This window comes from Telluria sp. LT2P80 (genome assembly GCF_059685955.1).
On record NZ_JCASIO010000002.1, the window covers coordinates 628,449 to 640,539 of the forward strand.

Annotated in this window: 14 protein-coding genes; 8 read left to right on the plus strand and 6 right to left on the minus strand. The window is 63.3% G+C overall.

Going from position 1 to position 12,091, the window contains the following annotated elements; translation table 11 throughout:
- Positions 1-5: 5 nt before the first annotated feature.
- From AC56LW_RS09055 to AC56LW_RS09070, 4 genes are read left to right on the plus strand one after another with little or no spacing between them, the layout of a single operon-like run.
- The gene (locus tag AC56LW_RS09055) at positions 6-1,649 is read left to right on the plus strand and encodes an AAA family ATPase (RefSeq protein ID WP_499633605.1); all 1,644 of its coding nucleotides are present in this window, start codon (positions 6-8) and stop codon (positions 1,647-1,649) included.
- Between the two features lies 1 nt (position 1,650).
- Positions 1,651-2,382 carry a general secretion pathway protein GspB gene (locus AC56LW_RS09060; protein WP_499633607.1) on the plus strand — a complete coding sequence of 244 codons (732 nt, stop codon included), beginning with the start codon at positions 1,651-1,653 and terminating at the stop codon, positions 2,380-2,382.
- The gene (gene mobB, locus AC56LW_RS09065; RefSeq protein ID WP_499633609.1) at positions 2,369-2,944 is read left to right on the plus strand and encodes a molybdopterin-guanine dinucleotide biosynthesis protein B; all 576 of its coding nucleotides are present in this window, start codon (positions 2,369-2,371) and stop codon (positions 2,942-2,944) included. Before AC56LW_RS09060 ends, mobB begins: the two co-directional genes overlap by 14 nt.
- Before the next feature lie 23 nt (positions 2,945-2,967).
- Positions 2,968-3,159: a putative motility protein gene (locus tag AC56LW_RS09070; protein ID WP_332530710.1), complete on the plus strand. Its 192-nt coding sequence runs from the start codon at positions 2,968-2,970 to the stop codon at positions 3,157-3,159.
- Between the two features lie 46 nt (positions 3,160-3,205).
- On the opposite strand, the gene AC56LW_RS09075 is transcribed toward AC56LW_RS09070, so the two are convergent.
- The 3 genes from AC56LW_RS09075 to fumC form a co-directional block, all read right to left on the minus strand.
- A complete protein-coding gene (locus AC56LW_RS09075; RefSeq protein ID WP_332530711.1) occupies positions 3,206-3,490 on the minus strand; it encodes a DUF883 domain-containing protein in 285 nt (94 codons plus the stop codon).
- Positions 3,491-3,595: 105 nt separating this feature from the next.
- Positions 3,596-3,808: an RNA-binding S4 domain-containing protein gene (locus AC56LW_RS09080; protein WP_183550004.1), complete on the minus strand. Its 213-nt coding sequence runs from the start codon at positions 3,806-3,808 to the stop codon at positions 3,596-3,598.
- Between the two features lie 61 nt (positions 3,809-3,869).
- Complete coding sequence (fumC, locus tag AC56LW_RS09085; RefSeq protein ID WP_499633612.1) at positions 3,870-5,267, minus strand: class II fumarate hydratase; 1,398 nt, start codon at positions 5,265-5,267, stop codon at positions 3,870-3,872.
- Between the two features lie 89 nt (positions 5,268-5,356).
- On the opposite strand from fumC, the gene AC56LW_RS09090 reads away from it, so the two are divergent.
- Entirely contained in the window at positions 5,357-6,511 is a 1,155-nt protein-coding gene (locus AC56LW_RS09090; protein WP_499633614.1) for a FimV/HubP-related protein, read from the plus strand.
- Between the two features lie 326 nt (positions 6,512-6,837).
- On the opposite strand, the gene AC56LW_RS09095 is transcribed toward AC56LW_RS09090, so the two are convergent.
- Positions 6,838-7,119 carry a flagellar protein FliT gene (locus AC56LW_RS09095; RefSeq protein WP_499633616.1) on the minus strand — a complete coding sequence of 94 codons (282 nt, stop codon included), beginning with the start codon at positions 7,117-7,119 and terminating at the stop codon, positions 6,838-6,840.
- A gap of 159 nt (positions 7,120-7,278) precedes the next feature.
- On the opposite strand from AC56LW_RS09095, the gene AC56LW_RS09100 reads away from it, so the two are divergent.
- Positions 7,279-7,896: a class I SAM-dependent methyltransferase gene (locus AC56LW_RS09100; RefSeq protein ID WP_499633618.1), complete on the plus strand. Its 618-nt coding sequence runs from the start codon at positions 7,279-7,281 to the stop codon at positions 7,894-7,896.
- Between the two features lie 72 nt (positions 7,897-7,968).
- Positions 7,969-8,145: a CsbD family protein gene (locus AC56LW_RS09105; protein WP_332530716.1), complete on the plus strand. Its 177-nt coding sequence runs from the start codon at positions 7,969-7,971 to the stop codon at positions 8,143-8,145.
- An 80-nt stretch (positions 8,146-8,225) separates the two neighbouring features.
- On the opposite strand, the gene AC56LW_RS09110 is transcribed toward AC56LW_RS09105, so the two are convergent.
- On the minus strand, positions 8,226-9,329 hold the full coding sequence (locus AC56LW_RS09110) for an AI-2E family transporter (RefSeq protein ID WP_499633620.1): 1,104 nt from the start codon (positions 9,327-9,329) through the stop codon (positions 8,226-8,228).
- A 208-nt stretch (positions 9,330-9,537) separates the two neighbouring features.
- Between AC56LW_RS09110 and AC56LW_RS09115 the strand changes: the two genes are divergently transcribed.
- Positions 9,538-9,744 (plus strand): CsbD family protein, encoded by a 207-nt coding sequence (locus AC56LW_RS09115; RefSeq protein ID WP_332530718.1) that lies wholly within the window; start codon positions 9,538-9,540, stop codon positions 9,742-9,744.
- A gap of 99 nt (positions 9,745-9,843) precedes the next feature.
- Here the strand turns inward: AC56LW_RS09115 and AC56LW_RS09120 are convergent, their stop codons facing one another.
- Positions 9,844-12,063, minus strand: coding sequence for a S9 family peptidase (locus tag AC56LW_RS09120; RefSeq protein ID WP_499633622.1), 2,220 nt, complete (start codon positions 12,061-12,063; stop codon positions 9,844-9,846).
- Between the last annotated feature and the right edge of the window lie 28 nt (positions 12,064-12,091).

Consider the following 12,091-nt stretch of genomic DNA (forward strand, 5'->3'; position numbering starts at 1 on the left):
CATTCATGTACAACCACTATTTCCAGCTCACGCACTCGCCATTTTCGATCGCCCCCGATCCGCGCTACCTGTTCATGAGCGAGCGGCACCGCGAAGCGCTGGCGCACCTGTTGTACGGGATCGGCAGCGGCGGCGGCTTCGTGCTGCTCACCGGCGAGATCGGCGCCGGCAAGACCACCGTCTGCCGCTGCTTCATCGAACAGGTGCCCGCGAACTGCCGCCTGGCGTACATCTTCAATCCGCGCCTGACGGCGCAGGAGCTGCTGCAGACCGTGTGCGACGAGCTGCATATCGAGGTGGCGCCGGCGGCCGCTGGCGCGGGCGTGAAAGGGTATGTGGATGCAATCAATCGCTACCTGCTGGCCTCGCACGCGCAGGGCCTGAACAACGTGCTGGTGATCGACGAGGCGCAGAACCTGTCGAGTGACGTGCTCGAGCAACTGCGCCTGCTGACCAATCTCGAAACCAGCGAGCGCAAGCTGCTGCAGATCATCCTGATCGGCCAGCCCGAACTGCGCACGATGCTCGCGCGTCCCGAACTCGAACAACTGGCCCAGCGCGTCATCGCGCGCTACCACCTGGGGCCACTGGGCGAAGCCGAGACGGGCGCGTATATCGCGCACCGGCTGGCCGTGGCCGGCGCGGTCGGCGTGCCATTCCCGCCCGCCCTGACGCCGCTGGTGCACCGCCTGGCGCATGGCGTGCCGCGCCGGATCAACCTGCTGTGCGACCGCGCGTTGCTGGGCGCCTACGTGGAAAACAGTCCGCAGGTCACGCGCGCCATCCTGCGCCGGGCGGCCGCCGAAGTCTTTGCCGACGATCCGGCCGCGCGCCGTGCGCCGCGGCGCTGGCCGCTGCTGGCCGGCGGCGCGCTGGCCTGCGTGGCGCTGGGCGCGGCGGCGTGGCAGATGCTGCCGCAGCATGCGGCGCGGCCGGCAGCGGCCAGCGTTGCGGCGGTCAAGCCGGCGCCGGTCGTGGCGAGTGCACCGAGTACACCCAAGCCTGTCGCCATCCCGGCCGCTGCACCCGGTGCGCCGTTGCCGACGCTCGAGAGCGAAACCGCGGCGCTGGGGGCCCTGGCGGCGCTGTGGGGACCGTCATTTGCCAACCTGGCCGGCGCCGATCCAAAGGCGATTTGCGAGGCCGCGCTGCGCGCCAATCTGCGCTGCCATGCGGGGCGGGGCGGCGTGTATGAACTGCGCCTGCTCGACCGGCCGGCCGTGGTCACGCTGCACGACGGATCGCGCACCGGCCATGCGGTGCTGGTCGGGATGGACGAGCGCAGCGTCACGCTGGCGCAGGGCGACCGGCGCGAGCGCGTCGACATTGCGGCCTTTGTCGCACGCTTCGGGGGCGAATTCACCACCTTCTGGCGCATGCCGGCGGCGTTTCGCGACGTCGTCGCCCAGGGCGACCGCGGGCCGGACGTCGACTGGATAGCCCAACGACTTGCAGGCCTGCACAGCGCCACGGCGCCGGCGCTCGATGCGCCGCTCGACGCGCGCACCAAGGAATGGCTGCGCGCCTTCCAGGCCGCGCAAGACCTGCAGGCCGATGGCGTGGTCGGGCCACGTACTTATATGCGTCTGAACCAGTTGTCGAACGTGGCCGAGCCCCGTTTGCTGGCCGCTGGCGGGACGGGAAGCTGATATGTCGTACATCCTCGAAGCACTCAAGAAGGCGCAAGCCGAACGCCAGCTGGGCAATGCCCCGACCATTCACGCACCGGCGCCGTCGTATGCCGCGCCGCGCGCAGGGCAGGGCGCGCAGCGGCGCTACCTGGCGCTTGGCGTGGGCGTCGTCGTGGTTGCCGCAGCAGTGGCGCTGCTGTGGCCGCGTCTGGCGGGCGAGGGGCCGGTGCGGTTGGCAGCCGTGACGCCGCCTGCGACGGTGGCGGCGACTGCGCCGGCTACCGCCCGGGTAGCGATGTCTGCACCGCCCGCTGTTGTGACAACCGCGCCCGCCCCGGTTATTCAGCCTGCACCTGCACCTGCACCTGCACCCGCGCCGGTGGCCGAAGCCCGGCCGGTACGTGTGAAGCCCGCACCGGCGCCGGTCGTGTCGACCGCATCATCATCACCACAGCCGCCGCTGCCGCAGCGCGAAGCCGCACCTGCACCTGCCACCGCGGCCCCGCAACCAGTTGGCGACGACCAGCTACGCACCCTGCAGCAACTGCCGGATACCCTCCAGCGTGAAATCCCGAAGGTGGCCTTTGGCGGCTACATCTATTCGCCGACGCCCGGTGAGAGCCTGCTGCTGGTCGACAAGATGCTGCGCCGCGAAGGCGAGGAAGTCGCGCCGGGTCTCGTGCTCGAGCGGCTCACGCCGAAGGCCGCCGTGATGAATTATCGTGGGACACGCTACCGTGCCGCATACTGAGTTGCCGGATCAGCGCGCGTGCGGCCCTGTGCTGGCGGTGGTCGGCTGGTCGGGCAGCGGCAAGACGACGCTGCTCGAACATCTCGTTGCCGGCCTGTCCGGCGCCGGCCTGCGTGTCAATATCGTCAAGCACAGTCACCACGATATCGAGCTCGAGCCGCCGCGCAAAGACAGTGCGCGCCTGCGTTTGGCCGGGGCGGCCGAGGTCATGATCGCCTCGCCGTACCGGATCGCCATCATGCGTGAGCTGCGCGCCGCCCCCGAGCCGCCGCTGGCCGAGCTGCTGGCGCGCCTGTCGCCCGCCGACCTGACGCTGGTGGAAGGCTACAAGTGGGAGTCGCTGCCGAAGCTGGAAGTGCATCGCCCGGTGCTGGACAAGCCGGCCTTGTACGCCGACGATACGACGATCGTGGCAGTGGTCTCGGACGTGGCCCGTCCCGCGACGCTGCGCGCCGGCGTGGCCTGGCTCGACCTGAACGACATCGGCGCGGTGCTGGCCTGGGTGAGTCAATGGGCGGGCGCCAACCCTCAAGTTCTGGTCGGCGGCGTCGTTAAAGACTGACGAGTCTTATTCTGGAGGAATATATGGACGTCACGAATATTGCCAAGCTGTCGACCAGCATGGCAGAAACGGGTATCCGTCAGGAAGTGGGCATGACGATGCTCAAGCGCGCGATGGACATCGAAGCCTCGTCGGCAGCCCAGATGATCGCCTCGCTCCCGCAGCCGCAGAACCTGCCGGCGCACCTGGGCAATTCGATCAACACCAAGGCGTAAACGACCCGGCGCGATGCCGGGTTGTCGTTATGGCGCGGTATATTGCTTAGTGAAACGCGCGCAGGATGCGCGATTCGCCCGAGCGGTCCGCGAACTGCTCGTTGGCAAGGCGAGTGGCGGCCATCATGCGTTCAAGCTGGGCATCCTCGAAACGCGACAGTTCTTCATTCGCCGCTTCCAGCGCCAGCGACAGCTTGGTCCGGGCGTTCTGGTACAGCGCGCTCGAGTATTGATCCGTGTTCTTGAGCAGTTCTTCCGCGTTTTCGATCACGAGACGCAGGTCACCGATCAGTTGCTCTTGCGACTGTGCGCGGGTTTCAGGGGTTTCCATCGCTTTCACCTATAAGCCGTTGATTAACGTCTTAAAATATAAACAAGGAAGCCCTGTTCTGTTTGTTAGGCCGCAAACATAAGAAGCTGTCTTTCTGTCTATTTTTTATTGAACGGTGATTTCGACGTCGCCCAGCGTGACGACCTGGCCGGTGCGGATCTTGGCCGTCTTGCGCAATTCCTGCTTGCCGTCGACCTTGACCACGCCGCTGGCGACCAGGTTCTTGCCGGCGCCACCGCTGTCGACCAGGCCGGCCAGCTTGAGTAGCTGGTTGACTTCGACAAATTCCGATGTCAACTCGAATTCGATTTTTTGCATGTTTTCCTCGGGTGTAAAAAGGGCGGCCTGATGGGCATGCGGCCGCCCGGGTGCTGGGTGTTTATTCGACCGGATCGGGCCGCGTCATGTCGATTGGCACAATCCACTGGTCAAACTGCTGATCGTCGACAAAACCGCTTTGCAGGGCAGCCTGGCGCAGGGTCAGGCCTTCCTTCGATGCGGTCTTGGCAATCTGCGCGGCGCGATCATACCCGATGTGCGGGGCCAGTGCCGTCACCAGCATTAGCGATTTTTCCATCAGTTCGCCGATCCGGACCAGGTTCGGCTCGATGCCTTGGGCGCAGTGCGTGTCGAACGAGCGCATGCCGTCGGCCAGCAGGCGCGCACTTTGCAGGAAGTTATGGGCGATCATCGGCTTGAACACATTGAGCTCGAAGTTGCCCTGCGAGCCGCCGATGGTGATCGCGACATCGTTGCCGAACACCTGGCAGCAGAGCATCGTCAATGCTTCGCACTGGGTCGGATTGACCTTGCCCGGCATGATCGAGCTGCCCGGTTCATTCTCGGGGATGGTGATTTCACCCAGGCCCGAGCGCGGGCCGGACGCCATCCAGCGGATGTCGTTGGCGATTTTCATCAGTGCCGTGGCCAGCAGCTTGAAGGCGCCATGGGCCGAGACCATCGCGTCATGCCCGGCCAGCGCCATGAACTTGTTCGGCGCCGACTTGAACGACAAGCCGGTGCGCGAACCGAGTTCGGCTGCGATGCGCGGTGCGAAATCGGGATGCGCATTGAGGCCCGTGCCCACGGCGGTGCCGCCGGCCGCCAGTTGCAGCAGGCCTGACAAGGTGGACTTGAGCGCGCTTTCGGCAAATTCGAGCTGGGCCACGTAGCCGGAAAATTCTTGGCCGAGCGTCAGCGGCGTCGCATCCTGCAGGTGGGTGCGGCCGATCTTGACGATCGGCTCGAAATCGCGCGACTTGCGCAGCAGCGTGCCGCGCAATTGCGCCAGGGCAGGCAGGACTTCCTTGGCCAGTGCCCAGGCAGCAGCCACGTGCATCGCGGTGGGGAAGATGTCGTTGGACGACTGGCCCATGTTGACGTGGTCGTTCGGGTGCAGCAGGCGTGCTTCGCCGCGCTCGCCGCCGAGCAGCTCGGAGCCCCGGTTGGCCAGCACCTCGTTCATGTTCATATTGCTTTGCGTGCCAGAACCGGTCTGCCACACGGCCAGCGGGAATTCGCCGGGGTGGCGCCCATCGAGCACTTCGTCGGCCGCGCGGATGATGGCGTCGGCCTTGTCGGCCGGCAGCTTGCCCAGCGAGCGGTTGACGGCAGCTGCGGCGCGCTTGACCTGGGCGAGGGCGGCGACCAGTTCGGGCGCCATGCGTTCGGTCGAGATGTGGAAGTGGTGAAGCGAGCGCTGGGTTTGCGCACCCCATAAATTGTTTTGTGGCACTTCGATCGGACCAAAGCTGTCTTTCTCAATCCTGTTTTCCATGGACATGTCCTGATATGCAAGAGGCTGGGATTAAAGAGTTTATCCCAATGTCCGTTAATGACGCTTGGGCTTCACTTTTGTTAGTTGCTATGGCCAGCCGCCTCCCTGTATTCATCACGTGTGCTTTGCTCTCCTGCGGCGTCGGCGCAGCCGAGCTCGGCGAACCGCGCATCAGTTCGTACATCGGCCAGCCGCTGGTGCTGGAACTCGAGCTGACTGCGCTGGCGTCGCCCCCGACCCCGGTTCAGGCACGCCTGGCGCACCCGGACGTGTACCGGGGCGCGAACATCGGCATGCCGGCCGTGCTGTCGACGCTGGCCATGCGTGTGAACCAGCGCGATGGCCGTCAGTTCCTGCGCGTGACGTCGTCGGCGCCCGTTGAATCTAGCCGCCTGCATTTGTACCTTGACCTGGCCGATGGCGGGACGCGCGACGTGCGTCTGGTGACGCTTTTCATTGCGCCGAATCCGAATCCGCCCGCGCCGGCGGTTCCATTGCCGGTTCCGGCGCCGGCGCCGGTGCCCATGCCCATGCCCATGCCCGCGAAGGCGCCGGTGCCGGTCGTGGCGGACCTTTCTGCTGCGCCCGTTGTGGCGGCCAAGCCAATGGTGGTCAAACCAAGGCCACCGAAGCCGCCAAAGCCACCACGCCCGGTCATGCCGACGGCGCCGCTCGTCGCCGAGAAGGTAGCGCCGGCGCCCGAAGCGGTTGCAGCCACGCAAGCACCGACGCCATTGTCCAAGCCGCTGCCTGTGCCAGTGCCTGTTGCTCTGCCTGCACCTGCATCTGCCGCGACCTGCGCGCCAGCGTCCTCGGTCGACAGCACAACCGTGTGCGCCGCGCTCGATGTCAAGAATGCCCAGTTGCGCGAGCAGATCGGCACGCTGGAAGACAAGGTGCGTGTGCTGCAGGTGGCGCTGGGCGCCAGCCCGTCCGCCGTTGTGCAGGACAAGGTCGCGCCGCGGGCCGCGCCACGGCCATCCCGCAAGCGGCCTGCGCCGGAACCGGAAGCCTCCACACCGTGGGGCTGGATCGCCGGGGCAGTGGTTGCTGTCCTGGCGCTGGTGGGGGGCGCGCTGTTCATCCTGCGCCGCCGCAAGCGGGCAGCGCCGATGATCCAGCCCATGCCGCGCGCTTCGCTGATGGCGCGTCTGCGGCAGCGTTTCGCGCGCAAAACGAAGGCGCCGGCGCCGGTCGAACCACAGCTGGACGAGTCGCACAATGAAATGTCTACACAACTTTGATTCTGCGCTATAATGGTCCGGTGATCGACAAGGTCACAGACAGCACAGGGTCTGGCGCAGTCACCAACGATAGGTGGCGCGGCAAGCAGACGACCGTTGAGGAAACGCCTGTGTCTGGAAGCAGTTCGCTTGCCTACAGTGGCAACGGACGCCGGCAGCAACCGGCACGAGGCGACGCCAGCAGATAGCTGGGGTTCGTCCTCTCACCGAATTCGCCACCCGGCTTCAAGCCCGGTGGCCTCCAAAGCGCCCACCGGGCGCTTTTTTATTGACTGTGCCATAAAAAAAGCACCCGAAGGTGCCTTGATCGACGATTCGATGGCGGATCAGTGTGGATGCAGGGCGCGATCGACTTGCGCATCCCACGGATCGGTAACGTCACGGATGGCGCGGTCATTGGCCATCAACTGTTTCAGCAGGTCGACCTTGCTGATGCGCTTTTCGCCCGTCAGTGCCGGCATGCCGGCTGTTGCCGGGGCTGCCTGAGCCCGGGCTTCCATATTCAATTGTGCAAACTCTTGCCAGTCGCGGGCCTTGGCGGCGTGCGTCATCTGGCCCGTTAGGCCAGCCAGGTTTTCGTAAATCGCAAGGACATCGTCTGCGTTCATAGGGTTACCAAAGCATGGTTTCTCAGGCCGGATTGCCGGTTGTCTGAATCATTTACGGCCTGGCTGATGGGAATTTTAGGGTAACCTGAAAAATATTTTCGATGCATTTTGCATGGGTGTGCATGCCGCAAGCAGCGCCCCCGCTGGCATACTATGCGCATGAACCATGACGACATCTCCCGCAGTACTCTCCAACACTACAACGAGCATGCCGAGGATTTCTTTGCCGGTACGATTAACCATGACGTAAGTCAAAACATTGACGCCTTGCTGGGTGCGATCACAACGCCAGCGCCGCATACGATCCTCGATCTGGGCTGCGGGCCCGGACGTGACCTCAAGACCTTCAGCGGCCTCGGCCATCGCGCCATCGGCGTGGATGGCAGCGAACGGTTTGTCGGCATGGCCCGGCAATACAGTGGTTGCGAGGTATGGCAGCAAGATTTTTTACACCTAAATTTACCGCCCGCACGGTTCGATGGCATTTTTGCCAATGCGGTACTGTTCCACGTTCCCAGCGCGGCGTTGCCAGACACGCTCGATCAATTGTTCGGCACGCTCAATCCGGGCGGGGTGCTGTTCACCTCGAACCCACGCGGCGAAAATCAGGAAGGCTGGAACGGCGACCGCTACGGCGCCTATCACGACTACGACAGCTGGGAGCGCTTCATGCTCGCAGCAGGCTTCGTGGCGCTGCATCACTATTACCGGCCACCCGGTTTACCGCGCGAACAACAACCGTGGCTGGCAAGTGTCTGGCGCAAACCCATGTGTTAAGCGCCGTACAGAACTGACCGGAAGTTACTCCTAGTGTGAAGCCTCATCCACGTCACGGGCAAGGAGATTGCAATGAACAAGGATCAAGTCAAGGGCAAGACCAAGGAAGTCGCCGGCAAGGTGCAGGAGAAAGTCGGCGAAGCCGTCGGCAGTCGCCAGCAGCAGAGTGAAGGCATGTCAAACCAGGCTGAAGGCAAAGCACAAAAGAAAGTTGGCGACGTCAAGGAAATCGCAAAAGGCAATCGCTGATGCACTTCTGCTGATGTATCGCTGCTGATTCTTACGGCAGCATCAACAACAAAGCCGCGCAGTGCGCGGCTTTGCTTTTATCAGGACGCCTTCGCGGGTCTGTCCCTGGATCTGTCGCCCAGTATGTCTTCGATATACAGCATCTTCACCAGCACGGACAGCACGGCCGCCAGTGGCGTAGCCAGCGCAACACCGGCGAAGCCGAACAGCGTGCCGAAGATCAGCTGCATCACGATTACGAGTGCCGGCGGCAACTCGATGGCTTTCGCCTCGATCATCGGCTGCAACACATAACCTTCGAGCATATTGATCGCCGCAAACAGCAGCAGCGCGTACAGGGCCAGGTCAGGGCTGATCGACAGCGCCAGCAATACGGCCGGAATGCCCGCCATGATCGGACCCAGGTAGGGGATGAAGTCGAGCAGGCCCGCAATCACGCCCAGGATCAGCGCCAGCGGCACGCCGAGCAGGCTCAGGCCAATGGCCGTGGTGACGCCGACGATCAGCATCGACACCGCCTTGCCCAATAGCCAGCTCGACAGATTGTCGCCAATTTCTTGCAGTACTTCACGTGCGCGGCCCCGCTTCTGTTGCGGCACGAGGCGAATGAAGCCACCCGTATACACGCCGGGGGAAGCGGCAAAATAAATACCCACGAAAATGATGATGACAATATTGCCCAGCGCGCCGATGACGCCACTGAAGAAGAGGCCAGCATTCGGCACGAGCGAACCCATCTGCTTGACGATGTCTTCCGGTGGCGGCAGCTCGGCCACGACGCGCTTGAGGACAGGATGTTGGGCGACTTCAGCCTGGAGGCGCTCGACGGCTGCGGGGATTTCCTTGGCCAGTTGACCCGACTGCTCCGAAATCTGCGGCGCCATGGCCCACCCGCCGAGACCGAAGACGGCAGTGAGCAGCAGCACGACGATGACCAGGGCGATATTGCGCTTGATGCCGGTGCGTTGATGCAGCAGCGCGCTCAGTTTGTAGAGCAGGATCGAAAACAGGATGCAGGCAAAGATCAGCAACAGGGCGTCGGCAGCAAGCACGACTGCTGCCAGGCCCAGGATGAAGAGGACGCCGATACCGTTGACAAGCGTGACGCGGCGCGCGAGTTTGCGCTGGGTGAGGGGAGTTTCGGGTGTCGTGGTGCCGGAGGAAGGCGGCGTATGGGGATTCATGGTGGTGTCTTGATCGTACGTTGAAAGGTATTGTTAAAACAGATGTCGTTACAGCTGGTGTTGTTAAAACAATAGCATTCTCAATGGCAAGATGGCGCGCAATTCGACATGCGCGTTGTGTGCGTGCGCTAACAGAAGAGCCGGAAAGATTCCGTTAATCTGTACTCATCGCATCGCCAACCGGCCATGCCAATCACAGGAGATCACCATGAACAAAGACCAAGTCGAAGGCAAACTGAAAGAAGTTGGCGGCAAAATCCAAGAAGGCGCCGGCAAACTGGTGGACAGCAAGGAACAGCAGGCCAAAGGTCTGGCGAACCAGGCTGAAGGCAAGGTCCAGCACGCAGCTGGCGACGTGCGCGAAGCCGTCGAAGACGCAGCTGACGACGCAAATCGTCCACGTCCACGTCCATAATACGGACTCCCTCACCAGCCGCGCATAACGGCAGGTGGATGGGAAAAGAAAAAGCCGCATCGTTTACGATGCGGCTTTTTTACGTCTGGCATGACAGCCTTACTTTGCCGGCGTCTCGCCCAAATGGCGCTTGAAGTACGCTTCGATCAAACCATACACATGGCGCTGGTTGGTGCGCCCCGAGATGCCATGCTTCGCGCCCGGATACGTCATCAGGTCGAACTGCACGTTGCGCTTGACCAGCTCATCAATCAGGAGCGTCGTGTTCGAGAACAGCACGTTGTCATCGGCCATGCCGTGCACCAGCAGCAGCGGCGACTTCATGCCATCCAGGTGCGCAAACACGCCGCTGCGCTTGTACGCTTCCGGATCGCTTTTCGGCGTCGCGCCGACGAACTGTTCGGTGTAATGGGTGTCGTACAGCGACCAGTCGGTCACTGGCGCCACCGACACGCCCATCGCGATCTTGTCCGATGCGGCTGACAGCAGGCGCAGCGTCATGAAGCCGCCGTAGCTCCAGCCGAACACGCCGATGCGCTTTGGATCGACAAAGCTCTGCTTGGCCAGCCAGTCGATGCCAGTCACCTGGTCTTCGACTTCGTGCTTGCCCAGATTGTTGTACAGCACGTCGGTGAAGGCGCGCTCGCGGCGGCCCGAGCCACGGTTATCGAGGCGGAACACGACAAAACCCTGCTGCGCCATGTATTGGTCAAAGTAATTGCCCCAGGCGCGGGTCACGCGTTGCGAATGCGGGCCGCCGTAGGTGAACAGGAACACCGGATACCGCTTGGTCGCGTCGAAATTGGCCGGTTTGATGATCGAATAGTGCAGCGTCTGGCCATCGTTGGCCTTCATCGTGCCGTATTCGGTCGCCAGGTGGTCGGCCATATGACGCGTGTACGGGTGGTTGGCATTGAGCTCGTTCTTTTCAATCCACTCGACCATCGCGCCATCGGCGCGGCGGATCGACACTTGCGGCGGGGTACGCGGATTCGAATAGGTGTCGACGAACAGTTTGCCATTGCCGGCAAACGCGGCGTCGTGCCAGCCGTCGCCCTGCGTGATGCGGGCCGGCTTGTCGGCGCTGCTGCCGTCCAGGGCCAGCGCATAGGTCTGCTTGTCGATCGCGGCGTCGCGGTTCGACGACACATACACCTTGCCGGCGCCTTCATCGACGGCCAGCACATCGTCCACGCCCCATGCACCGCGCGAGATCGGGTGCAGCAGCTTGCCGTCCAGGTCGTATAGATACAGGTGGTTGTAGCCGCTGCGCTCCGAGGCCCAGATGAAGGCCTTGCGGTTTTTCAGGAAGCGCAGATCGTTGTGGATGCTGACCCAGGTCTTGGAGTTTTCCGAGAACAATGGCCGCTGCGCCAGCGAGCCGACATCGACCGCCACCAGGTCCAGGCGCTTCTGGTCGCGCGTCTGGCGCTGGTACACGAGCGTCTTCGCGTCGGCGCTGAAATCGGCGCGCACCAGATAAATATCCTTGTCCGCGCCCAGGTCGACCTTGCGCTGCACGCCGGTGGCCGGGTCGACCAGCATCAGGTCGATCAGCACGTTCGGATCGCCCGCGGCCGGGTAGTGCTGGTCGATCACCTCGGTGCGATCGGCGAAGATCTCGAAGCGGCGCACGACCGGCACCGGCGCTTCATCGTAGCGGCGGTAGGCAATGGCCGAATCATCCGGCGCCCAGTAGTAGCCGGTGGTCTGGCTCATTTCTTCCTGCGCGATGAATTCGGCTGCGCCATTGTGCACGGTGCCCTTGCCATCGGTGGTCAGCTGGCGCTCGGCGCCGCTCTTCAGGTCGATCACAACCAGGTTCTGGTCGCGCACGAACGAGACATAGCGGCCGCGCGGCGAGATTTTCGGATCGGTCACGCTGCCCGAGGCAACCTTGCGTGCGTTCTCTGGCTTGGCGGCATCGACGAGGTACAGGTCGCCACCGATCGGCACCAGCAATTGCTTGCCATCCGGCGACCAGAAATAATTCAGGATGCCCGACAGGCCGGCGGTGCGGGCGCGTTCGCGGCGTGCTTTTTCTTCGATCGACAGGGCCTCGTTCGGCACCAGTTGCTTGGAATCCACCAAGCGCTGCGTGGCCTTGCTCTTGGTGTTGTATTCCCACAGGTCGAGACGGTACTGGTCGTCGGCGCGCGGGCGCAGGAACGTCACGCGTTCACCGTCGGGCGACACGCGCAGATTGCGCACACTGGCGCCGGCCAGCGAAGCGTCGCCATAAATACGGTCGAGGGTCAGACGTTCAGCCATGGCAGGAACGGCCGTGAGAGCGGCCAGAAGGACGAGGAGAGGGCGCATAGTTTCTCTGATGGATGTTTAATTAACA